The sequence below is a fragment of the Pseudomonas sp. NFACC25 genome, assembly GCF_900100935.1.
In the GTDB taxonomy this organism is placed as follows: Bacteria; Pseudomonadota; Gammaproteobacteria; order Pseudomonadales; family Pseudomonadaceae; genus Aquipseudomonas; species Aquipseudomonas marginalis.
This window is the reverse complement of the sequence record NZ_FMUC01000012.1, coordinates 145,747-171,501: the sequence shown is the minus strand read 5'-3', so window position 1 is coordinate 171,501 and position 25,755 is coordinate 145,747. Positions and strand designations below refer to the sequence as shown.

The 25,755-nt window shown below is 62.3% G+C and carries 22 protein-coding genes; 17 read left to right on the top strand and 5 right to left on the bottom strand.

Annotation, left to right across the window (positions count from 1 at the left end; all coding sequences use genetic code 11):
* The first annotated feature begins 18 nt into the window (after window positions 1–18).
* The 14 genes from BLQ09_RS24005 to BLQ09_RS23940 are packed head-to-tail and all read left to right on the top strand — an operon-like array spanning window position 19 to window position 13,053.
* Window positions 19–753, top strand: a complete 735-nt coding sequence (locus BLQ09_RS24005; RefSeq protein ID WP_027604981.1) for a glycosyltransferase family 2 protein — start codon at window positions 19–21, stop codon at window positions 751–753.
* On the top strand, window positions 750–1,685 hold the full coding sequence (locus tag BLQ09_RS24000; protein WP_027604982.1) for an LpxL/LpxP family acyltransferase: 936 nt from the start codon (window positions 750–752) through the stop codon (window positions 1,683–1,685). The genes BLQ09_RS24005 and BLQ09_RS24000 overlap by 4 nt, the downstream gene beginning before the upstream one ends.
* Entirely contained in the window at window positions 1,669–3,210 is a 1,542-nt protein-coding gene (gene hutH / locus BLQ09_RS23995; RefSeq protein WP_092358773.1) for an HAL/PAL/TAL family ammonia-lyase, read from the top strand. The genes BLQ09_RS24000 and hutH overlap by 17 nt, the downstream gene beginning before the upstream one ends.
* A complete protein-coding gene (locus tag BLQ09_RS23990) occupies window positions 3,203–3,628 on the top strand; it encodes an acyl-CoA thioesterase (protein ID WP_027604984.1) in 426 nt (141 codons plus the stop codon). Before hutH ends, BLQ09_RS23990 begins: the two co-directional genes overlap by 8 nt.
* Entirely contained in the window at window positions 3,625–4,215 is a 591-nt protein-coding gene (locus BLQ09_RS23985) for an outer membrane lipoprotein carrier protein LolA (protein ID WP_027604985.1), read from the top strand. Before BLQ09_RS23990 ends, BLQ09_RS23985 begins: the two co-directional genes overlap by 4 nt.
* Complete coding sequence (locus BLQ09_RS23980) at window positions 4,205–6,517, top strand: MMPL family transporter (protein ID WP_092358771.1); 2,313 nt, start codon at window positions 4,205–4,207, stop codon at window positions 6,515–6,517. Before BLQ09_RS23985 ends, BLQ09_RS23980 begins: the two co-directional genes overlap by 11 nt.
* A 33-nt stretch (window positions 6,518–6,550) precedes the next feature.
* A complete protein-coding gene (locus BLQ09_RS23975; protein ID WP_092358769.1) occupies window positions 6,551–7,798 on the top strand; it encodes an NAD(P)/FAD-dependent oxidoreductase in 1,248 nt (415 codons plus the stop codon).
* On the top strand, window positions 7,795–8,529 hold the full coding sequence (locus BLQ09_RS23970; protein WP_027604988.1) for a class I SAM-dependent methyltransferase: 735 nt from the start codon (window positions 7,795–7,797) through the stop codon (window positions 8,527–8,529). The genes BLQ09_RS23975 and BLQ09_RS23970 overlap by 4 nt, the downstream gene beginning before the upstream one ends.
* Window positions 8,526–9,008, top strand: coding sequence for a hypothetical protein (locus tag BLQ09_RS23965; protein ID WP_027604989.1), 483 nt, complete (start codon window positions 8,526–8,528; stop codon window positions 9,006–9,008). Before BLQ09_RS23970 ends, BLQ09_RS23965 begins: the two co-directional genes overlap by 4 nt.
* On the top strand, window positions 9,005–10,171 hold the full coding sequence (locus BLQ09_RS23960) for a beta-ketoacyl-[acyl-carrier-protein] synthase family protein (RefSeq protein WP_092358767.1): 1,167 nt from the start codon (window positions 9,005–9,007) through the stop codon (window positions 10,169–10,171). The genes BLQ09_RS23965 and BLQ09_RS23960 overlap by 4 nt, the downstream gene beginning before the upstream one ends.
* Entirely contained in the window at window positions 10,168–10,629 is a 462-nt protein-coding gene (locus BLQ09_RS23955; protein ID WP_027604991.1) for a hotdog family protein, read from the top strand. Before BLQ09_RS23960 ends, BLQ09_RS23955 begins: the two co-directional genes overlap by 4 nt.
* The gene (fabG, locus tag BLQ09_RS23950) at window positions 10,626–11,354 is read left to right on the top strand and encodes a 3-oxoacyl-ACP reductase FabG (protein WP_027604992.1); all 729 of its coding nucleotides are present in this window, start codon (window positions 10,626–10,628) and stop codon (window positions 11,352–11,354) included. The genes BLQ09_RS23955 and fabG overlap by 4 nt, the downstream gene beginning before the upstream one ends.
* Window positions 11,354–12,580, top strand: a complete 1,227-nt coding sequence (locus BLQ09_RS23945) for a beta-ketoacyl-ACP synthase (RefSeq protein ID WP_092358765.1) — start codon at window positions 11,354–11,356, stop codon at window positions 12,578–12,580. Before fabG ends, BLQ09_RS23945 begins: the two co-directional genes overlap by 1 nt.
* Before the next feature lie 26 nt (window positions 12,581–12,606).
* Window positions 12,607–13,053, top strand: a complete 447-nt coding sequence (locus BLQ09_RS23940) for a hypothetical protein (RefSeq protein WP_092358763.1) — start codon at window positions 12,607–12,609, stop codon at window positions 13,051–13,053.
* Between the two features lie 118 nt (window positions 13,054–13,171).
* Here BLQ09_RS23940 and BLQ09_RS23935 read toward each other — a convergent pair whose 3' ends face one another.
* Window positions 13,172–14,095, bottom strand: a complete 924-nt coding sequence (locus BLQ09_RS23935; protein WP_092358761.1) for a LysR family transcriptional regulator — start codon at window positions 14,093–14,095, stop codon at window positions 13,172–13,174.
* A 172-nt stretch (window positions 14,096–14,267) separates the two neighbouring features.
* Between BLQ09_RS23935 and BLQ09_RS23930 the strand changes: the two genes are divergently transcribed.
* The 3 genes from BLQ09_RS23930 to BLQ09_RS23920 all read left to right on the top strand — a co-directional run bounded on the left by BLQ09_RS23930 (window position 14,268) and on the right by BLQ09_RS23920 (window position 17,480).
* The gene (locus tag BLQ09_RS23930) at window positions 14,268–15,497 is read left to right on the top strand and encodes an MFS transporter (RefSeq protein ID WP_371914546.1); all 1,230 of its coding nucleotides are present in this window, start codon (window positions 14,268–14,270) and stop codon (window positions 15,495–15,497) included.
* Between the two features lie 76 nt (window positions 15,498–15,573).
* Window positions 15,574–16,839, top strand: coding sequence for an AAA family ATPase (locus BLQ09_RS23925; protein WP_092358757.1), 1,266 nt, complete (start codon window positions 15,574–15,576; stop codon window positions 16,837–16,839).
* A complete protein-coding gene (locus tag BLQ09_RS23920) occupies window positions 16,836–17,480 on the top strand; it encodes a retron system putative HNH endonuclease (RefSeq protein ID WP_081744406.1) in 645 nt (214 codons plus the stop codon). Before BLQ09_RS23925 ends, BLQ09_RS23920 begins: the two co-directional genes overlap by 4 nt.
* Here the strand turns inward: BLQ09_RS23920 and BLQ09_RS23915 are convergent.
* The 4 genes from BLQ09_RS23915 to gltB all read right to left on the bottom strand — a co-directional run bounded on the left by BLQ09_RS23915 (window position 17,438) and on the right by gltB (window position 25,418).
* Window positions 17,438–18,016: a cytochrome b/b6 domain-containing protein gene (locus tag BLQ09_RS23915; RefSeq protein WP_081744407.1), complete on the bottom strand. Its 579-nt coding sequence runs from the start codon at window positions 18,014–18,016 to the stop codon at window positions 17,438–17,440. The two genes, BLQ09_RS23920 and BLQ09_RS23915, sit on opposite strands and share 43 nt — an antisense overlap.
* Window positions 18,017–18,211: 195 nt before the next feature.
* The gene (gene hemE, locus BLQ09_RS23910) at window positions 18,212–19,279 is read right to left on the bottom strand and encodes a uroporphyrinogen decarboxylase (RefSeq protein ID WP_027604999.1); all 1,068 of its coding nucleotides are present in this window, start codon (window positions 19,277–19,279) and stop codon (window positions 18,212–18,214) included.
* A 242-nt stretch (window positions 19,280–19,521) separates the two neighbouring features.
* On the bottom strand, window positions 19,522–20,940 hold the full coding sequence (locus BLQ09_RS23905; RefSeq protein WP_027605000.1) for an FAD-dependent oxidoreductase: 1,419 nt from the start codon (window positions 20,938–20,940) through the stop codon (window positions 19,522–19,524).
* Between the two features lie 32 nt (window positions 20,941–20,972).
* Entirely contained in the window at window positions 20,973–25,418 is a 4,446-nt protein-coding gene (gene gltB, locus BLQ09_RS23900; protein WP_027605001.1) for a glutamate synthase large subunit, read from the bottom strand.
* Window positions 25,419–25,755: the final 337 nt, after the last annotated feature.

The window sequence follows — 25,755 nt, the reverse complement described above, 5'->3', positions numbered from 1 at the left end:
CAGACGGTGAGGGATACCATGCATAACCCCTGCGCCCTGATCCCGGTCTACAACCACGAAGCCGCCGTGCCCGCCGTGGTCCACAGCCTGTTGAACAGTGGCCTGCCGTGCCTGTTGGTGGACGATGGCAGCAGCCCGGCCTGCGCAGCGGTGCTGGCGCAACTGGCGCGGCTGGACAATGTCACCCTGCTGACCCTGCCGACCAATCAGGGCAAGGGCGGCGCAGTGATGGCGGGCTTTCGCGAAGCGGCGCGCCTGGGCTTCAGCCACGCGTTGCAGGTCGATGCCGACGGCCAGCACGACCTGCGTGAAGTCGAAACGTTTATCGACGCGTCCCGCAGGCAGCCCCACGCAATCATCTGCGGCTACCCCGAATACGACGAAAGCGTGCCCAAGGGCCGTTTGTATGCGCGTTACCTGACCCATGTGTGGGTGTGGATCAACACCCTGTCACTGCAGATCCGCGACTCGATGTGCGGCTTTCGCGTGTACCCGCTGGCACCGGTGCTGGCGCTGATGGACTCGGCCTATATCGGCACGCACATGGACTTCGACTCCGACATCCTGGTGCGCCTGGCCTGGCGCAACCAGCCGATGCGCTGGCTGCCGACCCAGGTGCATTACCCCGCCGACGGCCTGTCGCACTTCCGCCTGTTCCGCGACAACGTACGCATCAGTGCCATGCACACCCGCCTGTTCTTCGGCATGTTGGTGCGTGCGCCGCTGATCCTGTGGCGACGGTGGCAGGCATGAGCGACAGCACCAAGCACTGGGCCGACCGCGAAGAACGCGGCAGCTACTGGCTGATGAAATTCACCGCCCTCGCCGCCAAGGTCCTCGGCCGCCGCCTGCTGAGCCCGGTGCTGTACGGCATCGTGCTGTACTTCTTCCTGTTCGGCCGCACCGCGCGCCAGAGCGCCTGGCAATACCAGCAGCGCCTGGCCGACTGGAGCGGGCGCGATGAACTGCGCCCCAGCCAGCGCAGAGTCTTTGCCCAGTTCATGGCCTTCGCCGATGCCCTGCTCGACAAACTCGACGTGTGGAACGGCAAGCTGCGCCTGGAACAGATCGAGATCAACGACCCGGCGAAACTGCGCGGGCAACTGCGCGCCGGGCGCGGGCAGATGCTGGTGGGCGCCCATCTGGGCAACCTCGAAGTGTGCCGCGCGCTGGCGGAAATCGGCGAACAGGTCACCATGAACGTGCTGGTGCACACCAAGCACGCCGAACGCTTCAACCGCCTGCTGGGCGAAGCTGGTGCCACCCACTTGCGCCTGATCCAGGTCAGCGAGCTGGACCCGGCCACCATGCTGCTGCTCAGCCAGCGCCTGGACGACGGCGAGTGGCTGGCGATTGCCGGCGACCGCGTGCCCTTGCATGGCGGGCGCACGGTGCGCGTGGATTTCCTCGGCCATGACGCCGCGTTCCCCCAAGGCCCGTGGCTGCTGGCGGGCCTGCTGAAATGCCCGGTCAACCTGCTGATGTGCCTGAAACACCAGGGCCGCTATCGCCTGACCATCGAGCCCTTCGCGCAATTGATCGAATGGAAACGCAGCACCCGCGAGCAGGTCATCGCCCTGTGGACCGCGCGCTACGCCGCACGCCTGGGCCGGTTCTGCCTGGAAGCGCCCCAACAATGGTTCAACTTTTACCCTTTCTGGAAGACCGATGACGACGCATCTTGAGCCGGTAACCTTTGGCGAACGCCCCATGCGCATCGAAGACGTGCTGGCCCTGGCCAACCGTCAGGTGCCTACCCAGCTGCAAGGCGATGCCGCGTATCGCCAGCGCATCGCCAAGGGCGCACAGTTCCTCGACTCGCTGCTGGACAAGGAAGGCGTGATCTACGGCGTGACCACCGGCTACGGTGACTCCTGCGTGGTCGCGGTGCCGTTGCAACACGTGGAGGCCCTGCCCCGTCACCTGTACACCTTCCACGGTTGCGGCCTGGGCAAGTTGCTCGACGCCCAGGCCACCCGTGCGGTGCTGGCGGCGCGCTTGCAGTCGCTGTGCCACGGTGTCTCCGGGGTGCGCGTGGAACTGCTGGAGCGCCTGCATGGGTTCCTCGAACACGACGTGCTGCCGCTGATCCCGGAAGAAGGCTCGGTGGGCGCCAGCGGTGACCTGACCCCGCTGTCCTACGTGGCCGCGACCCTGTCCGGCGAGCGTGAAGTGCTGTTCCGTGGCGAGCGTCGCCAGGCAGCCGACGTGCATCGCGAACTCGGCTGGGAGCCGCTGGTACTGCGCCCCAAGGAAGCCCTGGCCCTGATGAACGGCACCGCGGTGATGACCGGCATCGCTTGCCTGGCCTTCGCCCGCGCCGATTACCTGCTGCAACTGGCCACCCGTATCACCGCGCTGAACGTGGTGGCGCTGCAAGGCAACCCGGAACACTTCGACGAGCGCCTGTTCGCCGCCAAGCCACATCCGGGGCAGATGCAAGTCGCAGCCTGGCTACGCGAGGATCTGGCGATCGACGCGCCGACCGCGCCGCTGCATCGCCTGCAGGATCGCTACTCGCTGCGCTGCGCGCCCCACGTCCTCGGCGTGCTGGCCGACAGCCTGAACTGGCTGCGTTCGTTTATCGAGATCGAGCTGAACAGCGCCAACGACAACCCGATCATCGACGCCGAAGAAGAACGCGTGCTGCATGGCGGGCACTTCTACGGCGGGCATATCGCCTTTGCCATGGACAGCCTCAAGACCCTGGTGGCCAACGTCGCCGACCTGCTTGACCGCCAGCTCGCCCTGCTGGTGGACGTGCGCTACAACCACGGCCTGCCGAGCAACCTGTCCGGCGCACCGGCGGACCGCGCGATGATCAACCACGGTTTCAAGGCGGTGCAGATCGGCACCAGCGCCTGGACCGCCGAAGCACTGAAAAACACCATGCCGGCCAGCGTGTTCTCGCGCTCCACCGAGTGCCACAACCAGGACAAGGTGAGCATGGGCACCATCGCCGCCCGCGATGCGATCCGCGTGCTGGAGCTGACCGAACAGGTCGCCGCCGCCACCCTGCTCGCCGCCAACCAGGGTGTGTGGCTGCGCGCCCAGGCCGACGACGCACGCCCGTTGCCGCCGGCGCTGGCGGCCATGCATGCAGAGCTGGCCCAGGACTTCCCGCCGGTCATCGAAGACCGTGCTCTCGAAGGCGAACTGCGCCTGTGCCTGCAACGCATCGCCGAGCAACACTGGAGGCTGCATGCGTAGCCCTGGCGTATTGCACAGCGACACCGAAATCCTGGTGCCGTTTTTTGACGTCGACACCATGCACGTCGTCTGGCACGGGCATTACGTGAAGTACCTGGAAGTCGCACGCTGCGCGCTGCTGGACAAGATCGGCCATAACTACACGGCGATGCTCGAAGCCGGCTACGCCTGGCCGGTGATCGACATGCAACTGCGCTATGTGCGCGGTGCGGTGTTCGGCCAGACGATCAACGTGCGCGCCAGCCTGGTGGAGTGGGAGAACCGCTTGAAGGTCAATTACCTGATCACCGACCTGGCCAGCGGCGAGCGCCTGACCCGCGCCAGCACTGTGCAGGTGGCGGTGGACATCGCCACTCGCGAGATGCAGCTGGCGTCCCCCAAAGTATTCACCGACGCCGTCGACAGGGCCTTGTCATGAAACTGATCACCTTCCTCGGCGCGTTGCTGCTGTCGCTTCAAGCCCAGGCCTTCGACCTGCAACAACTCAGCGACCAGTTGGCCAAACCCTCTGTGATCCACGGCAGCTTTATCCAGGAAAAACACCTGCGTGCGCTGCCGCAGCCGTTGGTCAGCAAGGGCACCTTCGTCCTGGCCAAGGACCACGGCCTGCTGTGGCTGCTGAAAACCCCGCTGCAACAGGACTACCGCATCAGCGCCCAAGGCATTGCCCGGCGTGACGCCAACGGCTGGCAACTGCTGCCGAACAAGAGCGCCGGCGCCGAACAGAACCGTCTGTTCCTCGCCGTGCTCCAGGGCGACAGCAGCGGCTTGCAGCGCGACTTCGAGCTGCAACTGCAAGGCGAAGCCCGGCAATGGAAGCTCACGCTGATCCCGCGTTCACTGCTGCTCAAGCAGGTATTCACCCAGATCAATATCGACGGCGGTGAACTGGTGCAGAAGATCGAACTGCTGGAAACCCAAGGCGACAGCACTGTGCTGCGCATGCAGGACAGCAGCGCCGGCCAGCCATTGAGCGACGCGGAGCAACACGATTTTGCCCAGTGAGCGCCTGCTGCCCCGCCTGTTCCTGATCCTGCTGGTGGCCGTGCTGGCCCTGGCCGGCTGGCAGTGGCGCGATGGTGCACCGCTGTCGGCCAACCTGATGGAGCTGGTGCCGGGCAGTACGCCGGACGCCCTGGAACTGCAAGCCGAACAGCGCATGCAGGAGCCGCTCAACCGCGAAATGCTGGTGTTGGTGGGGCACGCCGATCGCCAGCAAGCGGTGGCCGTGGCCCAGCAATTGGGCGAGCGCTGGCAGGCCAGCGGCTTGTTCGAGAAGGTCCAATGGAACCTGCAAGCCGACCTGCCGGCACTGCGTGAACAGTTGCTGCGCGGGCGGCTGGCGATGCTCTCGACCAAGGACCGCGAACAACTGATCGACCACCCGGACGCGTTCATCCAGCAACGGGTGCAGTCGCTGTTCGACCCCTTCACCGGCTTCAGCCTGGTGCCGAGCCAGGACGACTGGCTGGGCCTGACCGGGCGCATCCAGAACAGCCAGCCGCAACGCGGCTCGGTGCAACTGGACATCGGCAGCGGCGCCTTGATCGCCGATGCCGACGGCAAGAGCTGGGTGCTGCTGCGGGCGCGCACCACCGGCAATGCCTTCGACATGAAACTGCCGCTGCAGGTGGCGGATCTGCTCCAGGCCAGCCGCACGCAGGCCGGCGAACACGGCGCGCAATTGCTCGCCGCCAGCGGTTTGCTTTACGCCGCCAATGGCCAGCAGCAGGCCACGCGGGAAATCACCTGGGTCGGCGGCGGCGCCACCGTCGGCATTCTGCTGCTGCTGTTGCTGGCGTTCCGCCGCTGGCGAGTGCTGCTGGCGTTTGTACCGGTGCTGGTGGGCATGCTGTTTGGTGCCGTCGCTTGCGTGGCGCTGTTCGGCCATATGCATGTGATGACCCTGGTGCTCGGCTCCAGCCTGATCGGCGTCGCGGTGGATTACCCGCTGCACTACCTGTCGAAAAGCTGGAGCATGAACCCCTGGCGCAGTTGGCCGGCATTGCGCCTGACGCTGCCAGGGCTGAGCCTGAGCCTGGCCACCAGCTGCATCGGCTACCTGGCGCTGGCCTGGACACCCTTCCCGGCCTTGACGCAAATCGCGGTGTTCTCCGCCGCGGGCCTGGTCGGCGCCTACCTGTCAGCGGTGTGCCTGCTGCCGGCACTGCTCAAGGGTGTCGAACTGCGCCCGGCCCAATGGCCGCTGCGCGTCGCCGAATGCCTGTGGCGGATGCGGGCCACCTTGCTCAAGCGTGTGCCCAGTCCGGTGCTGCTGGTGTGGGTGCTGCTGTTCTGCGCCGGCGGCCTTTGGCAGCTGGACAGCAAAAACGATATTCGCCAGTGGATCGGTGCGCCGCCGCAACTGCTGCAAGAGGCACAGGCCGTGGCGCGCATTACCGGTTTCCAGCCCACCAGCCAGTTTTTCCTGATACGGGCCGACAACCAGCCGCAGTTGCTGGAGCGGCAAGCCGCCCTGGGCCAACGCCTGGACCAACTGGTGAATATGGACAAGCTCCAGGGTTACCTGGCGCTCAACCAACTGGTCAGCCTGCCCGCCGAACAGCAGCAACTGCGCGATGCCCTGAGCACACTTCCACAGCATTGGCAGCCGCTGCTGGACCTCGGCGTGCCCGCCGGCGCCCTGCACGCCGAAGTCGCGCAACTGCAAGCGCTGCCCACCGAAGACATCGACGCTGCGCTGGTGGGCCCCTTGGCCGAACCCTGGCGCACGCTGTGGCTGGGCCCGGTGGACGGCGGCGTGGCGGCCATGGTCAGCCTGCAGGGCTTGAACAACCCGGCGCTGCTGCGGGTGCAGGCCGTGGACCTGCCCGGCGTGCAGTTGGTGGATCGTCTCGGGGATTTGAACCGTGTATTCGCCGACACGCAGATCAGCGCCGCCGAATTGAAGTTGATGTCGTGCGTGCTGATCGTGCTGTTACTGATCCTGCCGTTCGGTTTCGGCGGGGCCTTGCGCATCGTCGCCCTGCCGTTGCTGGCTGCACTGTGCAGCCTGGCCAGCCTGGGTTGGCTGGGCCAGCCGCTGACCCTGTTCAGCCTGTTCGGGTTGCTGCTGGTCACGGCCATCAGTGTCGACTATGCGATTTTGATGCGCGAACAGATCGGCGGCCCCGCTGTCAGCCTTCTAGGGACGCTGCTGGCAGCGCTGACGACCTGGTTGTCGTTCGGCCTGCTGGCGGTGTCCAGTACCCCGGCAGTGAGTAATTTCGGCCTGTCGGTCAGCCTGGGCCTGGCATTCAGCTTTATGCTGGCCCCCTGGGCCGGCCAACGGAAACACGCCTCATGAATGTAGTTATCGCCAAAGCGGCAAGGAGCCCTCGTGCCCATAGTTGAAATGGAACGTCGCCAAGTGGTGGTGATTGGTGCCGGGCCATCCGGCGCGATTGCCGCCGCACTGCTCAAACGCAAAGGGCATGATGTATTGATCATCGAGCGCCAGCATTTCCCGCGCTTCTCGATCGGAGAAAGCCTGCTGTCGCACTGCATCGATTTCATCGAAGAGGCCGGCATGCTCGACGCCGTGCAGGCGGCGGGATTCCAGGTAAAAACCGGTGCCGCGTTTGCCTGGGGCGAGCGTTACAGCGCGTTCGATTTCGGTGACACCTTCAGCAACGGCAAGCCCACTACCTTCCAGGTGCAGCGCGGCGAGTTCGACAAGTTGCTGGCCGATCAGGCCGCCCAGCAAGGCGTCGACATCCGCTACGGCGAAACCATCGTCGGCGTGGATTTCTCCGGTGAGTGCCGCTACCTGCATGTGCGCCGCGAGAACGGCAGCGAGTACCACATCAAGGCCAAGTTCGTGCTCGATGCCAGCGGCTACGGCCGCGTGCTGCCGCGCCTGCTCGACCTGGAGGCGCCGTCGAATTTCCCGCTGCGCCAGGCGGTGTTCACCCACGTTGAAGACCGCATCGAACACCCAGGCTTCGACCGCACCAAGATCCTGGTCACCACGCACCCTACGAAACGCGACATCTGGTTCTGGACCATCCCGTTCAGCAACGGTCGCTGCTCGGTGGGTGTGGTCGCGGCCAAGGAGCATTTCGACGCGCGCGATGCGGACCTCGACGCCTGCCTGCGCGGTTTTATCGACGAAACCCCGAGCTTGTCCGGCGTGCTGGACAACGCCGTATGGGACACACCGGCGCGCACCATCGGCGGCTACTCGGCCAACGTCAAAACCCTGCACGGCCCCGGCTTTGCGCTGCTGGGCAATGCGGCGGAATTCCTCGACCCGGTGTTCTCCTCCGGCGTGACCATCGCCATGCGCTCGGCGAGCATGGCCGCCGGCGTGCTGCATCGTCAGCTCAAAGGCGAGACCGTGGACTGGCAAACCGAGTTTGCCGAGCCGCTCAAGCGCGGTGTCGACACCTTCCGCTGCTACGTCGAGGGCTGGTATGCAGGCACCTTCCAAGATGTGATTTTCCACCCCGGCAGCTCACCGGACATTCGCCGGATGATCAGTTCGATCCTCGCAGGTTACGCGTGGGACGAACGCAACCCGTTTGTCAGCGAGCCCAAGCGACGTTTGCGGATGTTGTCGGAAATTTGTGCGAGTGAACCGGTATGACGTCTCAATACCTGAGTAAAAACTACGTCGAAGAAACCCGCTTCGGCTTCTGGTTCCTGCGCAGCCATACCTGGCAGCACCATGTATTGCGCGTGGCAATCAACGACCTGCGCAGCCTGTTCACCGACCCGTTGCCCGAGGCGCCGGTGCTGCTGGACGCCGGTTGCGGCCAGGGCAAGTCATTCCAGTACTTGCAACAGGTGTTTGCCCCCGCGCGCCTGATCGGCCTGGATGCCGACCCCCACAGCCTGGAGCTGAGCAAGGCCGAAGCCGCGCGCCAGGGCCTGGCCATCGAATTGATCGGCAGCGACTGCGCCACCCTCGATGTGCCGGACGCCAGCGTCGACATCCTGTTCTGCCACCAGACCTTCCATCACCTGGTTGAACAGCATCGCGCACTCAAGGAGTTCTACCGGGTGCTCAAGCCGGGCGGTTACTTGCTGTTTGCCGAATCCACCGAAGCCTATATCGACACATGGGTCATTCGCTGGTTGTTCCGCCATCCCATGCATGTGCAGAAAAGCGCCGAAGAGTACCTGCAGATGCTCCGCGAGCAGGGCTTTGAGTTCGGCCCGCAGAACGTTTCGTACCCCTACCTGTGGTGGAGCCGTTCCCGCGACTTCGGCCTGCTGGAGCGCTGGGGCCTGCGTACCCCGCCGCCGGTGGGCCAGCGTGAGGAAACCCTGGTCAACTGCGTGGCGCGCAAACCCCTGGCGAGCGCCACACCATGATGCGCAGCCTGTTGATCGGTTGCCTGTTGCTGCTGAGCGCCTGCGCCAGCCAGGCGCCGCTGCCTGAAAAAACCCCGGCCCTGGCCTTGCCGCTACAGCTGCATGTGCAGCGCCTGGCGGACGGCCAGAGCCAGGACTGGCTGCTGGTGATCCAACGCGAAGGCGGCGCAATCCGCTGGTCGATGATGGACCCCCTGGGCATTCCCCAGGCCCGGCAAAAACTGATCGATGGCCAGTGGCAGGCCGACGGTCTGTTGCCGCCCAATCCCCAGGCGCGCGAGCTGTTTGCCGCACTGTTGTTTGCCTTGGCCTCGGCCGATGACGTACGCGCGCTCTACCCCGGCGCCCAGGCGATGGACCTCACGCGGACCCTGCCGGGCCATTGGCAGATCGTCTACCAATCGTCAGAAGTCTTCAGTGTGAACATGAGCGACCAGCCCTTGAGCTACCGCATCACGCCACTCGGTGCCGCCCGATGAGCGCCTACCTCAATGCCCTCGGCGTGATTTGCGCCCTTGGCCGTGGCCAGGCCGCCGTCAGTCGCAGCCTGTTTGCCGGCGACTGCTCGGGAATGCGTGCCGAAAGCGGCTGGGTGCCGGAGCGCACGCTGCCGGTAGGCAGTGTGCACGGCGAGCTGGCGACCATTCCGACAGAGCTCGGCCAGCAAAGCAGCCGCAATAACCAACTGCTGCTGGAGGCGGCGCTGCAGATCGAGGGCGAGATTCGCCAGGCGATCCACCGCTATGGCGCCTCGCGGGTCGGGGTGGTGCTCGGCACCAGCACCTCCGGCATCGACGAAGCCAGCCGTGGAATCGCCCAGTACCTGCGCGATCAGCACTTCCCCAGCGACTACGACTACCAGCAACAGGAACTCAGCGCCCCGGCGAATTTTCTCGCCGACTGGCTGCAACTGAGCGGCCCGGCCTATGTGATTTCCACCGCCTGCACCTCCAGCGCCCGGGCCTTGATGAGCGCACAACGCCTGCTCGACCTGGGAGTGTGCGACGCGGTGCTCTGCGGCGGCGTCGACAGCCTGTGCAAGCTGACCCTCAATGGGTTCGGCGCGTTGGAAGCGGTGTCCAACGAACGCTGCAACCCGTTTTCGGTGAACCGCAACGGCATCAATATCGGCGAAGCGGCGGTGCTGTTCCTGATGACTAAAACGCCTGCGGCGATCGCCCTGCTCGGCAGCGGTGCGAGTTGCGATGCGCACCATATTTCCGCGCCGGAACCCACCGGCAAAGGCGCGTTGCAGGCGATGCGCAAGGCCCTGGCCAGCGCAAAAGTGCAGCCCGGGCAGATCGGCTACCTGAACCTGCACGGCACCGCCACCCAACACAACGACGCCATGGAAAGCCTGGCCGTCGCCAGCCTGTTCCCCGACGGCGTGGCCTGCTCGTCGACCAAACCCATGAGCGGCCACACCCTGGGCGCGGCCGGCGCGCTGGAAGCCGCGTTCTGCTGGCTGAGCCTGGCCCACGGCCGGGTGCCGCCCCATGTGTGGGACGGCCAGGCCGACCCCACGCTGCCCGCCCTGCAATGGGCGCAGGCGGGGGACACCTTGGAAAAACCCCGCCTGATGAGCAACTCGTTTGCCTTCGGTGGCAACAATGTCAGCCTGATAATCGGAGAGGCCCCATGACCGATTGGCCACTCGCCGAACTGCTGCCCCACGCGGGCGACATGATCCTGATCGACCAGGTGCTGTCGTTCGATGAAGAGCAGATTCACACCCGCCTCACCGTCAAGCCCGGCGGCCTGTTCAACCGCCCTGACGGCAGCCTGCCGGCCTGGGTCGGCGTCGAGTTGATGGCGCAGAGCGTCGCCGCCTACGCCGGCTGCCGCGCCCGTCAAAAGGGTGAAGCGGTGGAACTGGGCTTCCTGCTCGGCACACGCAAGTTCGAGTGCAACGTGGAACACTTCCCGGCCGGCGCCGAGTTGAACATCCACGGCCTGCGTTCCCTGGAAGACGACAACGGCATGGGTGTGTTCGAATGCCACCTCACCGGTAGCGGTATCCAGGCCAGTGCGCGCCTGAATGTATTTCGACCGCCCCAGGCGGCCAACTATTTAGATGAATCGAAGGACGAAACGCCATGACTGAACCCGTACTGGTCACCGGCTCCAGCCGTGGCATCGGCCGCGCCATTGCCCTGCGCCTGGCCCAGGCCGGGCATGACATCGTGCTGCATTGCCGCAGCGGTCACGCCGAAGCCTGCGCGGTACAGGTCGAGATCGAGGCCTTGGGCCGCCAGGCGCGGGTGCTGCAATTCGATGTGGCGGACCGCGCCGCGTGCAAGCAGATCCTTGAAGCCGATGTTGAGCAACACGGTGCTTATTACGGCGTGGTGCTCAACGCCGGCCTGACCCGCGACGGTGCCTTCCCGGCCCTGTCGGAAGACGATTGGGACGTGGTGATGCGCACCAACCTGGATGGTTTCTACAACGTGCTGCACCCGGTGATGATGCCGATGATTCGTCGTCGCGCAGCCGGGCGTATCGTGTGCATCACCTCGGTCTCCGGGTTGATCGGCAACCGTGGCCAGGTCAACTACAGCGCCTCCAAGGCCGGCCTGATCGGTGCGGCCAAGGCCCTCGCCATCGAACTGGGCAAGCGCAGGATCACCGTCAACTGCGTCGCCCCCGGCCTGATCGACACCGCCATGCTGGATGAAAACGTACCGGTGGAAGAACTGATGAAGATGATCCCGGCGCAACGCATGGGCACCCCGGAAGAAGTCGCCGGTGCGGTGAATTTCCTCATGTCGGCCGAAGCCGGCTATATCACGCGCCAGGTCCTGGCCGTGAATGGAGGCCTGTGCTGATGAAACGCGTCGTCGTCACCGGCATGGCCGGCGTGACCTCCCTGGGCAGCGACTGGGGCACCATCGCCGCCAACTTCCGCGCCAACCGCAGCGGCATCCGACGCATGGACGAGTGGGAGCGTTTTACCGAATTGAACACGCGCCTGGCCGGGCCGGTCGATGATTTCGTCGTGCCCGCCCATTGGACGCGCAAGCAGCTGCGCAGCATGGGCCGTGTCTCGCGCCTGGCGGTGTGGGCGGCGGAACAGGCGTTGCAGGACGCGGGCTTGCTCGGCGACGAGTCGATCAAGGACGGGCGCATGGGCGTGGCCTGTGGCTCGTCCACCGGCAGTACCGACGAGATCAAAGCCTTCGGCAATATGCTGCTGAACTCGGTGGCCGAGGGGCTCAATGCCAACTCCTACGTGCGCATGATGCCCCACACCACGGCGGCGAATATCAGCATCTTCTTTGGCCTCACCGGGCGGCTGATCCCCACGTCCAGCGCGTGTACCAGCGGCAGCCAGGGCATCGGCTATGCCTATGAAGCGATCAAGTTCGGCCGCCTGCCGTTGATGCTCGCCGGCGGCGCCGAGGAGCTGTGCCCCACCGAAGCCATGGTGTTCGACGCGCTGTATGCCACCAGCCTGAAGAACGATGCGCCGCAGACCAGTCCACGTCCCTACGACAGCGGCCGCGACGGTTTGGTGATCGGCGAAGGCGGCGGCATGCTGGTGCTCGAAGAGCTGGAACATGCACTGGCGCGGGGGGCGCATATCCATGCCGAGATCGTCGGTTTCGGCAGCAATGCCGACGGCCAGCACACCACGCGCCCGGAACAGAAAACCATGCGCCGCGCCATGGAGCTGGCCCTGGAAGATGCGGGCCTGGAGCCGGCCGCCATCGGCTATGTCAACGGCCACGGCACCGCCACCGACCAGGGCGATATCGCCGAGACCCAGGCCACCAGCAGCCTGTTCGGCAGCCGCATGCCCATCAGCTCGCAGAAAAGCTTCCTCGGCCATACCTTGGGCGCCTGCGGTGCGCTGGAATCGTGGTTCAGCATCGAGATGATGAACCGCGACCAATACGTGCACACCTTCAACCTGGACTCCGTCGACCCGCAATGCGGCGAGCTGGATTACCTGCAGGGTGAATTCCGCGAGATGCACCACGACTACGTGATGAACAACAACTTTGCCTTTGGCGGCGTCAATACGTCGCTGATCTTCCGCCGCTGGTCCTGACTTTTTAATCGATTGGAGAATACGGAATGTCTTCCTTGCTACGCGTCACCCTGATCACCCTGGCTCTGCTGGTCACCGCCGGCTGCACCAGCAAGCCGGTCCTCAACACCCAGCACGACCTGCCGGCCGACGCCCAGGTCAGCGAAGAAAAGATGAAAAAGGTGATCGTCAACGCCCTGCAAAAACGCGATTGGACAGTGCAACGCCTGAGCCCGCAACTGGTACAGGCCGAAATCATCGTGCGCAACCAGTACTACGCGGCCATCGACATCCGCTACACCCGCAACAGCTACGCCATCACCTACCGCGACAGCCGCGAGTTGGGCTACAAGGACGGCAAGATCCATCGCAACTACAACCGCTGGGTGAACAATCTGGACAGCGACATCATGGCGGGATTGCGCAGCAATGGCGTGAGTGGTGAGGCAGGGTCGGCAGCGCAGTTGTTTGAGCAGACGGGAACGTCGAAGTAAAACCAAGGCCGGGCACATTCTCTGTGGCGAGCGGGCTTGTCGAATCGTCGCACCGCCCGCGTTGGGCTGCGTAGCAGCCCCATTAAGATCACCGCGTTTTTTCAGGCAGATCACAGCGTCAGATTTGGGGCTGCTTCGCAGCCCAACGCGGGGCAAGCCCGCTCACCACCAACAACTCCACAAACGCCTTCGCCATCGGCGTTTGTGCGCCTTTGCGCTGCACCAGCCATACCGCCGTCACCGCCTCCTGATCCAGCAAGGTGCGATAGACCACGCCATCGATGCGTATCCGTTGATAAGACGCCGGCAGCACCGACACCCCCAAGCCCGCCGCCACCAACCCGATGATGGTCATCGCCTCCCCCGCTTCCTGGGCGAAGTGCGGGCTGAAACCGGCATCGCGGGCCAGGTTGAGCAGTTGGGCGTACAGGCCACTGCCGTAGGTGCGAGGGAAAAATACAAAGGGCTCCTCCGCCAGTTGCGCAAGGTGCAGACCACGCTCACTGCCCTCCACTAAGGGGTGGTCAGCGTTTAATACGGCAACCAGCGGTTCGCGCATCAGCTCAATCACACTCAATGAGTCCGGCAACGGCAGCGGACGCATCAGCCCAACCTGGATCGACTCATCCACCAGCGATTCGGCCACTTCGGTGCTGCTCATTTCCCGCAGGTTCAGGTGCACCGCCGGGAAGGCTTGGCGAAACGCGAAGATCGCCTGCGGAATCGTGGAGTTGAACGGCGCCGACGAGGTGAAGCCGATCTTCAACTCGCCCAGCTCCCCCAACTGCGCACGGCGGGCCACGTCCGCCGCCTTGTCGACCTGGGCCAGCACCAACCGCGCCTCGTGCAGGAACAAGCGCCCGGCCTCGCTCAGTTCGACCCGACGATTGGTACGCTCAAACAAGCGCGCGCCCACCTCCTGCTCCAGTGCCTGGATCTGCTGGCTCAATGGCGGTTGCGAGATGCCCAGCACCTGCGCGGCACGGCCAAAGTGCAGTTCTTCGGCAACGGCAATGAAGTACCGCAGGTGACGTAGTTCCATGCCAGCCTCATTAGGTCGTAAAAGCTATCAAACGGGTCGAACAATATATTGGAAAGAATCATTAGCCAGCTATATTCTTTTTTGCATTGCCAGTCCTGGCAGGCTTTTCCTCCCCGAGGTCTCCGTGAAATCTGCTGTCGCTCCATTCGCCCAAGACGTCCCGCCCACCGCCCTGGATGAGGTGGTGGCGCAGCTCAATGACGCATACATCGAAAAAGGCACGCCGATGTTCATGCGCACGGTGCTGGCGCTGTTCTCCGGCGGCTTCGCCACGTTCGCCCTGCTGTATTGCGTACAGCCGATGATGCCGGCGCTGTCCCACGAGTTCTCGATCAATGCGGCACAAAGCAGCCTGATCCTCTCAGTGGCGACGGCGATGCTGGCGCTGGGCTTGCTGATTACCGGGCCGATTTCCGACACCCTGGGCCGCAAACCGGTGATGGTCGCCGCGTTGTTTTGCGCCGCGCTGGCGACCATCGCCAGCGGCCTGATGCCGTCCTGGGAAGGGATTTTGCTGATGCGTGCGCTGGTGGGCCTGTCCTTGAGCGGACTGGCTGCCGTGGCGATGACGTACCTGAGCGAAGAAATCCACCCCCAGCACATTGGCCTGGCCATGGGCCTGTACATCGGCGGCAACGCCATCGGGGGCATGAGCGGACGCCTGATCATCGGTGTACTGATCGACTTCGTCAGCTGGCACACCGCAATGCTGATCATCGGCGCCCTGGCGCTGATTGCCGCCACGGTGTTCTGGAAGATCCTCCCCGAATCGCGCAACTTCCGCGCCAGCAGCCTCAAGCCGCGCAGCCTGGTGGATGGCTTCGTCATGCATTTCAAGGATGCCGGCCTGCCGTGGCTGTTCCTTGAAGCCTTCCTGCTGATGGGCGCATTCGTGACGATGTTCAACTACATCGGCTATCGCCTGCTGGCCGACCCGTATGGCCTGAGCCAGGCCTTGGTGGGCCTGCTGTCGCTGGTGTACCTCTCGGGCATCTACAGCTCGGCGAAAATCGGCTCCCTGGCCGACCGCCTCGGCCGCCGCCGCGTGCTCTGGGCCACCATCGTGCTGATGCTCGGCGGCATGGCCCTGACCCTGTTCACCCCACTGTGGCTGGTGGTGCCGGGCATGCTGATCTTCACCTTCGGCTTCTTTGGCGCCCACTCGGTGGCCAGCAGCTGGATCGGGCGCCGCGCGGTGAAAGCCAAGGGGCAGGCGTCGTCGCTGTATCTTTTTTGCTATTACGTAGGCTCAAGCATCGCCGGGACAGCGGGGGGATTCTTCTGGCACTTCGGTGGATGGAACGGCATCGGCGCGTTTATCGTGGCGCTGTTGATGGGTGCGTTGCTGGTGGCGTTGAAACTGGCGAAGTTGCCGCCGTTGGGGAGCGCAAAAAGCGCGTAACACCTGCACCTCTGGCGGTTCCGACGAGCCAAGGTACACTGTCGGCATTCGTCAGTCTTGGTAAAGGAAAGCCAGAATGCGCCTGGACCAGCTTCATATTCAGAATTTTCGTTGCTACGAAGATGCCACTTTTGACTTTCAGCCGGGTTTTAACCTGGTGGTGGGGGTGAATGGGAGCGGTAAGACTTCGTTGTTGCAGGCGGTGGCGGCAAGCCTGTATTCGTTTTCATCGTCATTGGGGGGAGCGGCTCTTCAGATCTCAAACCAAGATGCAAGGTTCGAAATCCAAGAGTTCGAGGGTCGCTATAGGTTTGAACGTATATATCCCGTGACACTGGATGCTGTCGGCTCCGCTTTCGGCCGCGCGGCTTGGAATGAATCGTTGGTACGTGAAGGTCAACTCAAGGTCTTTGATATCCCAGTACTCAACAGTTCAATTGATATCCTCAACCCATCATCAAAAAACATTGTTGATCTCCCGCTCATGGCTTTTTATCGAGCTGACCGCCGATGGAATTCGTCTGATATATCTGTTGAATTCGCAGCACGCCAACAACCCTCAAGACTAGACGCCTACAAAGACTGGTTTGATGCCTCTGCAAATCTAGAAATATTTGAAAGCTGGCTTATTGGAAAAACCTTAGAACGCCTTCAGAAAATGTCTCGTTCCACAGCATCACCCAAGTTCAATGACGAGCTCCAACTGATAAATTCAGCGCTGACCCACGCTCTACCTGACGCAAAAGGGATTGAGTACGACCTTGGTATTCGCAGCTTACTGGTGCATTTTGAAAACAATAGAAGCTTAACTTTTAACAGTTTGAGCGATGGACAGCGCGGCATGCTGGCAATGGTTTCTGACATAGCTCGGCGAATGTGCCTACTCAATCCACACTTAAAAAATAAAGTTTTAGAAGAGACAACTGGAATTGTCATAATCGACGAACTGGACATCCACTTGCACCCTGGATGGCAGCGGACAATAGCTTCGACTTTGAAAAAACTATTCCCTAAAATCCAATTCATCGCAGCCAGTCACTCGCCTCAAATTATTGGTAGTCTCAGGCCAGGAGAAGTCATTCTCTTAACTAATGAATCCCCCTCTCATCCCCGCGTTACTTATGGGTTAGACTCCAGCCGAATCCTGGAAGAAGTCATGGGTGTCTCCGAGCGCGAGCCAAAAGTAGAAGTACTTCTAAGCAAACTATTCAGCACCATCGAAGATAACGAACTGGAAAAGGCCAAAACCCAGCTCCAAGCACTTAAAAAACTAGCGCCAGACCTACCCGAATTTGCTGGTGCCCAAGCGCTGATTCGCCGCAAGGAGATACTCGGAAAATGAAACAAGTGTTCAAAGGAACTGAACCTGCTTCTTTTAGTCAGTGGAAAGCTTCAATCAACGACGAATGGGTACCCACATACTCTACGCTGCAGAATCCCGAAAAACGTGAACTGCATGTCAGCTTATTGCTGGAACAAGGTGGCTTTTGTTGTTACTGCGGCAGAGATATTGATGCTGCATCCAGCCACATCGAACACTTCCGTCCCCAGGAGCATTTCGAAGAGCTGGCGCTTGAATACCAAAACCTTCATGCCTCCTGCATCAGGGAAACCAAGCCCGGTTCGCCTTTGCATTGCGGGCACGTCAAAGGCAATTGGTTTGATGAAGCTGAACATATCTCGCCCACCGAGGACGGTTGTGAACTGCGCTTCCGCTATCTATTGACGGGGCAAATCCAAGCGACAGATACCAATGACTCGCCAGCAACAAAAATGATCGAAGTCCTAGCCTTGGATATCGCCTATCTGAACAACCGCCGCCAAGATGCCTTAGAGCGCGTATTCGATCCGGCATTTGTTGCCCAGGCCACTGACGAGGACTTCAAAACCATTACGACTGCATTACGCGCGACAGAACTCGGTAATCAGCAAGCCTTCGATCATGTGGTTGCACGATTTGCAGAACAAATTCTGACACCCTGATCCCCGAGCACAGCACCGGATGTCTTCTCAAAAGACATCCGCGCCATCACCCGCTTGCCCCGGCGCTCATGCATGACTACGGCGCCGATATGCAGGACCAGCATCAGCAGCAACCCCACACACGAGAGCACATGCACACGGGTATACAGGGCGATGCGGGCCGGGTCGTGGTCGAGGGGGGCGATGGAGAGCAGGTTAAAGATATTGATCGGGCGATCCATCATCAGCACGCCGGTCGCCAACACCACGGCGAGCACCAGGTACATGGCCTTGTGAACCAGCAACGCCAGGTATTCCTGCAGTGTTCGCTTGACGGAAAAGTCCAGGCCGTGGGCAAAGGAACAATAGACCCGCAAAACAAACACCGGAATATAGACAGTGGTCAGCGACACGTTGAAGAACGCCACCCACGCCTTGACCGAGGCGGGCACGCTGAATACAGCCACGAAAAAACCCGACAATAACGCCCACACAATAATGACAGCCGAAACCCAATGCAGCAGTTTCTGGCTCGTTGAATACGCTGAAGTGTTCATCCTGAGATCACCTGACAATGAACGCCATGCACTGGCGAGAGGAAGAGTCGGGTAGGATTTTTACCGAGGCAAGTTACCGGAGGCTGTAGGAGAAATCCCAAAGCATCCACATTACCAAGGCAGGACTTAACGAACGCTGAAACGCAGCGAATCCCCCTTCGCCAGGCAAAGGGGGATCCGATTCAGGCGGGAGTATTACGGGTGGTATTGCGCTGACAGCTCGTGCACGGCCTGCAGGAAGGCACCCGCATGGTCCGGGTTCACTTCCGGAGTGATGCCATGGCCGAGGTTGAACACGTGGCCACTGCCTGTACCGTAGCTGGCCAGGATGCGGCCGACTTCGGTGCGGATCGCTTCCGGCTTGGCGTACAGCACGGTCGGGTCCATGTTGCCTTGCAGCGCGACCTTGCCACCGACACGACGACGGGCTTCGCCGATATCGCAGGTCCAATCCAGGCCCAGTGCATCCGCGCCAGCGTCGGCGATGCTTTCAAGCCACAGGCCACCGCCCTTGGTGAACAGGATGACCGGCACTTTACGGCCTTCGTGTTCACGGATCAGGCCGCTGACGATCTTGCGCATGTAGGCCAGGGAGAATTCCTGGTACGCCGCCGCCGACAGGTTGCCACCCCAGGTATCGAAGATTTGCACGGCTTGCGCACCGGCCATGATCTGGCCGTTGAGGTAGGAGGTGACCGACTGGGCCAGCTTGTCCAGCAACAGGTGCATGGCTTGCGGGTTGTCGTAGAGCATGGCCTTGGTCTTGCGGAAGTCTTTCGACGAGCCGCCTTCGACCATGTAGGTGGCCAGGGTCCATGGGCTGCCGGAGAAGCCGATCAGCGGCACGCGGCCGTTCAACTCGCGGCGGATGGTGCTGACGGCGTCCATCACGTAGCCGAGGTCTTTGTGCGGGTCGGGGATCGGTAGGGCTTCGATATCGGCCAGGGTGCTGATGACTTTCTTGAAACGCGGGCCTTCACCGGTCTCGAAGTACAGGCCTTGGCCCATGGCGTCGGGGATGGTGAGGATGTCGGAGAAGAGGATGGCCGCATCCAGTTGCGGGTAGCGATCCAGTGGCTGCAGCGTGACTTCGCAGGCGAACTCCGGGTTCATGCACAGGCTCATGAAGTCGCCAGCGTGGGCGCGACTGGCGCGGTATTCCGGCAGGTAGCGACCGGCCTGGCGCATCATCCACACAGGGGTGACGTCCACGGGTTGCTTGAGCAGGGCACGAAGGAAACGGTCGTTCTTGAGGGCAGTCATGTCGGCATCCGCAAAAAAAGTGCGGGCATTTTCTCAGAGCGCGACGCAAAAGGCACGGCAAGAGCGGTGCCTTTTGTCTATCGGGTCAATTTGTCGCGGTAGCTAGCTGTGGTGAGGGGGCTTGCCCCCCGTCGGGTTCACCGCAGATCAAAGGGGCTGCTTCGCAGCCCGGCGCGGGACAAGCCCGCTCACCACAGCAAGCCCCTCCCACATTTTGATCCCCTTTCAACCTGGGATCAGGGTCAGACTTGCAGGTAGTCCAGGATCCCTTCGGCGGCATTGCGGCCTTCGAAGATCGCGGTCACTACCAGGTCAGACCCGCGCACCATGTCGCCACCAGCGAAGATTTTCGGGTTGCTGGTCTGGTGCTTGTACTGGCCTTGTTCCGGGGCCACGACACGGCCCTGGCTGTCGGTCTGGATCTCGAACTGCTCGAACCACGGTGCCGGGCTTGGACGGAAACCGAAGGCGATGACCACGGCGTCGGCCGGAATGATCTCTTCGGAGCCCGGGATCGGCTCGGGGCTGCGACGGCCACGGGCGTCCGGTTCGCCGAGACGGGTCTCGACCACCTTCACGCCCTCCACGCGGTCTTCGCCAACGATGGCGATCGGCTGGCGGTTATAGAGGAACTTCACGCCTTCTTCCTTGGCGTTCTTCACCTCTTTGCGCGAACCGGGCATGTTGGCTTCGTCACGACGATACGCACAGGTCACCGACTTGGCGCCCTGGCGGATCGAGGTACGGTTGCAGTCCATCGCGGTGTCGCCACCGCCAAGTACCACGACCTTCTTGCCTTTCATGTCGACGAAATCTTCCGGCGACTTTTCAAAGCCCAGGTTGCGGTTGACGTTGGCGATCAGGAAGTCCAACGCGTCGTAAACGCCCGGCAGGTCCTCACCGGCAAAGCCGCCCTTCATATAGGTGTAGGTGCCCATGCCCATGAACACGGCATCGTATTCGGCGAGCAACTGCTCCATGGTCACGTCTTTGCCGATTTCGGTGTTCAGGCGGAACTCGATGCCCATGCCGGTGAACACTTCACGACGGTTGCTCAGAACGGTTTTTTCCAGCTTGAACTCGGGGATGCCGAAGGTCAGGAGGCCGCCGATTTCCGGGTTCTTGTCGAACACCACCGGGGTCACGCCGCCGCGCACCAGCACGTCGGCACAGCCCAGGCCCGCCGGGCCCGCACCGATGATCGCGACACGCTTGCCGGTCGGCTTGACCTTGGACATGTCCGGACGCCAGCCCATGGCGAACGCGGTATCGGTGATGTACTTCTCCACCGAACCGATGGTCACCGCGCCGAAACCGTCGTTCAGGGTGCAGGCACCCTCGCACAGACGGTCCTGCGGGCACACCCGGCCGCAGACTTCCGGCAGGGTGTTGGTCTGGTGGGACAGCTCGGCGGCGGCGAGGATGTTGCCCTCGGCCACCAGCTTGAGCCAGTTGGGAATGAAGTTGTGCACCGGGCACTTCCATTCGCAATACGGGTTACCGCAACCCAGGCAGCGGTGGGCCTGATCGGCCGAATGCTGGGGTTTGAAGGGCTCGTAGATTTCCACGAACTCTTTCTTGCGTTGACGCAACAGTTTCTTCTTCGGATCTTTGCGCCCGACATCGATGAACTGGAAGTCGTTATTCAGACGTTCAGCCATGTTAAAACCTCATCAAACTCTTCAGGCGCATATCACTGCGGGTTGGCACGGATGCTGGAAAGCAACGATTTCAGGTTGGCAGCCTTGGGCTTGACCAGCCAGAAACGACGCAGGTAATCATCGAGGTTTTCAGCGAGGTTACGCCCCCATTCGCTGCCGGTCTCCTCGACGTACTCGTCCAGCACGTGCTGCAAGTGGTTCCGGTAGGATTCCATGGCTTCGCCGCTGATCCGCTGGATCTCGACCAACTCGTGGTTGACCTTGTCGACGAAGGTGTTGTCCTGGTCGAGCACGTAGGCGAAACCGCCGGTCATGCCCGAACCGAAGTTGTAACCGGTCTTGCCCAGTACCGCGACAAAGCCACCGGTCATGTACTCGCAGCAGTGATCGCCCGTGCCTTCCACCACGGTGTGGGCACCGGAGTTACGCACGGCGAAACGCTCACCGGCCGTACCGGCGGCGAACAGCTTGCCACCGGTGGCGCCGTACAGGCAGGTGTTGCCGATGATGGCACTGTCCTGAGTCTTGTAGACGCTACCTTTGGGCGGAACGATGACCAGCTTGCCGCCGGTCATGCCCTTGCCTACGTAGTCGTTGGCGTCGCCTTCCAGGTACATGTGCAGGCCGCCGGCGTTCCAGACGCCGAAGCTCTGGCCCGCAGTGCCCTTGAAGCGGAAGGTGATCGGCGCCTTGGCCATGCCTTGGTTGCCGTGCTTGCGTGCGATTTCGCCGGAGATGCGTGCGCCGATGGAACGGTCGCAGTTGCAGATATCCAGGGCGAATTCGCCACCAATGGCGTCGTTGATCGAGGAACCGGCCATTTCGACCATTTTCTCGGCCAGCAGGCCTTTGTCGAACGGCGGGTTGCGATCCACCTGGCAGAATTGTGGCTTGTCTGCCGGGATGTGATCGCTGCCCAACAACGGCGTCAGGTCCAGGTGCTGTTGCTTGGCGGTCTGGCCTTCGAGGATGTCCAGCAGGTCGGTGCGACCGATCAGCTCTTCCAGGGAACGCACGCCCAGCTTGGCCAGCCACTCACGGGTTTCTTCGGCGACGTAGGTGAAGAAGTTCACCACCATGTCGACGGTGCCGATGTAGTGATCCTTGCGCAGCTTTTCGTTCTGAGTGGCGACGCCGGTGGCGCAGTTGTTCAGGTGGCAGATGCGCAGGTATTTACAGCCCAGGGCGATCATCGGCGCGGTGCCGAAGCCGAAGCTCTCGGCGCCGAGGATCGCGGCCTTGATCACGTCGAGGCCGGTTTTCAGGCCGCCGTCGGTCTGCACCCGCACTTTGCCGCGCAGATCGTTGCCGCGCAGGGTCTGGTGGGTTTCCGCCAGGCCCAGTTCCCACGGTGCGCCGGCGTACTTGATCGAGGTCAGCGGCGATGCGCCGGTGCCGCCGTCGTAGCCGGAGATGGTGATCAGGTCGGCATAGGCCTTGGCCACGCCGGCGGCGATGGTACCGACGCCCGCTTCTGCGACCAGTTTCACCGAGACCAGGGCCTGCGGGTTGACTTGTTTCAGGTCGAAAATCAGCTGCGACAAATCTTCAATCGAGTAGATGTCGTGGTGCGGCGGGGGCGAGATCAGGGTCACGCCCGGTACCGCATAACGCAGCTTGGCGATCAGGCCATTGACCTTGCCGCCCGGCAGCTGGCCGCCCTCACCGGGCTTGGCGCCCTGGGCCACCTTGATCTGCAGCACTTCGGCATTGACCAGGTATTCCGGGGTCACACCGAAACGGCCAGTGGCAACCTGCTTGATTTTCGAGCTCTTGATCGTGCCGTAGCGCGCCGGGTCTTCACCGCCTTCACCGGAGTTGGAACGCGCGCCCAGGCGGTTCATGGCTTCGGCCAGGGCTTCGTGGGCCTCAGGGGACAAGGCGCCGAGGGAAATACCGGCAGAGTCGAAGCGCTTGAGGATCGATTCCAGCGGTTCGATTTCGCTGATAGCCAGCGGCGTATCCAGGGTCTTCACCTTGAACAGGTCGCGGATCATCGACACCGGGCGGTTATCCACCAGCGCGGTGTATTCCTTGAACTTGGCGTAGTCGCCCTGCTGCACGGCGGCTTGCAGGGTGCTCACCACGTCCGGGTTGTAGGCGTGGTATTCGCCACCGTGCACGAACTTGAGCAGGCCACCTTGCTGGATCGGCTTGCGCGCGCTCCAGGCTTCGGCGGCCAGGGCTTTCTGTTCGGCTTCGATGTCGACGAACCGCGCACCCTTGATGCGGCTCGGCACGCCACGGAAGCTCAGCTCGCAAACTTCTTCCGACAGGCCGATGGCTTCGAACAGCTGCGCGCCACGGTAGGAGGTGACGGTGGAGATACCCATCTTCGACAGGATCTTCAGCAGGCCCTTGGTGATGCCCTTGCGGTAGTTCTTGAACACCTCGTAGAGGTCGCCCAGTACTTCGCCGGTACGGATCAGGTCACCCAGCACTTCATAAGCGAGGAACGGGTACACCGCCGAGGCGCCGAAGCCGATCAACACCGCAAAGTGGTGCGGGTCGCGGGCGGTGGCGGTTTCCACGAGGATGTTGGAGTCGCAGCGCAGGCCTTTTTCGGTCAGGCGGTGGTGCACCGCGCCGGTGGCCAGCGAAGCGTGGATCGGCAACTTGCCTGGAGCGATATGACGGTCGGTCAGCACGATCTGGGTACGCCCGGCGCGCACGGCTTCTTCGGCCTGGTCGGCGACGTTGCGCACAGCGGCTTCAAGGCCGAGGCTCTCGTCGTAGTTCAGGTCGATGATCTGGCGGTCGAACCCCGGGCGCTCCAGGGTCATCAGCGAACGCCACTTGGCCGGGGAAACGACCGGCGAGCTGAGGATCACGCGGGAGGCGTGCTCAGGCGACTCCTGGAAGATGTTGCGCTCGGCACCGAGGCAGACTTCCAGGGACATCACGATGGCTTCGCGCAGCGGGTCGATCGGTGGGTTGGTCACCTGGGCGAACTGCTGGCGGAAATAGTCGTACGGCGTACGCACGCGCTGGGACAGCACGGCCATCGGCGTGTCATCGCCCATGGAGCCGACCGCCTCGTAGCCTTGCTCGCCGAGCGGGCGCAGCACCTGGTCGCGCTCTTCGAACGTGACCTGGTACATCTTCATGTACTGCTTGAGCTGGTCGATGTCGTAGAACGCCGAACCGTGGTCGTTGTCTTCCATGGTCGCCTGGATGCGCAGGGCGTTCTTGCGCAGCCATTGCTTGTACGGGTGACGGGACTTCAAGCGATTGTCGATGGCATCGGTGTCGAGGATCTGGCCGGTTTCGGTGTCCACGGCGAGGATCTGCCCAGGGCCTACACGGCCTTTGGCGATCACGTCTTCCGGCTTGTAGTCCCACACGCCGATTTCCGAGGCCAGGGTGATGAAACCGTTAGTGGTCGTGACCCAGCGGGCCGGGCGCAGACCGTTACGGTCGAGCAGGCACACCGCGTAGCGACCGTCGGTCATGACCACGCCGGCCGGGCCGTCCCACGGTTCCATGTGCATCGAGTTGTACTCGTAGAATGCACGCAGGTCCGGGTCCATGGTCTCGACGTTCTGCCACGCAGGCGGAATGATCATGCGCACGCCACGGAACAGGTCGATGCCGCCGGTGACCATCAGTTCGAGCATGTTGTCCATGCTGGAGGAGTCGGAACCCACACGGTTGACCAGCGGGCCGAGTTCTTCCAGGTCCATCAAATCGTTGGCGAACTTGGTGCGACGGGCCACGGCCCAGTTGCGGTTGCCGGTGATGGTGTTGATCTCGCCGTTGTGGGCGAGGAAGCGGAATGGCTGGGCCAGCGGCCATTTCGGCAGGGTGTTGGTGGAGAAGCGCTGGTGGAACACGCAAATGGCGGTTTGCAGGCGCTCATCGCTCAGGTCTGGATAGAAGGCGGTCAAGTCCGCCGGCATCATCAGGCCTTTATAAATGATGGTCTTGTGGGAAAAGCTGCAGATGTAGTGGTCGGCATCGGCGGCGTTGGCCACGGACGAGCGACGACGGGAGGTGAACAGCTTGATCGCCATGTCCTGGTCGCTCAGGCCGTCGCCTGCGATGAACACTTGTTCGATCTGCGGCAGGCGCTCCAGGGCCAGGCGGCCGAGCACGCTGGTGTCGATCGGCACTTTGCGCCAGCCCACCAGCTGCAGGCCGGCAGCGACGATCTCGCGGTTCATGTTCTCGCGAGCGGCTTCGGCTTTGGCCGGGTCCTGGTTGAAAAACACCATGCCCACGGCGTACTGCTTGGGCAGGTCGACCGCGAAATGCTCTTTGGCGACCGCGCGCAGGAACTGGTCGGGCTTTTGAATCAGCAAGCCGCAACCGTCACCGGTCTTGCCGTCGGCGTTGATCCCACCGCGGTGGGTCATGCAGGTCAGGGCCTCGATGGCCGTTTGCAGAAGGGTATGACTGGGCTCGCCCTGCATATGGGCTATCAGGCCGAAACCGCAGTTATCCTTGAATTCATCGGGTTGGTACAGACCTGCTTTCATAGACACTTTCTCACCAGGCTGCCTCTTATATCGAGGCAAATTTCTTTTCAATTCAACCGGTTACCTTCCACGCCGAACGTACGCCGGCTTAGCGGGGGCAAAAGGGAGGTCATTGTACACACCGACACGAACGCTCACAAATTTAGCGACGAAATGTCGCAAATCTATGTCGCATTTATGAAAGGTTTAAAGCGATATGCTGTGCTAGTCAAAACTTTTTTAATTCTGACCGCTACGACTCAAAAGCTACTGTAACGCAGACACCACAAAGCGCGCGGCCTGGAGGGGCTGCACGCCTTGCGATCTTTTTTGAGGTGCCGGGAGGGCGGCCTGGGTA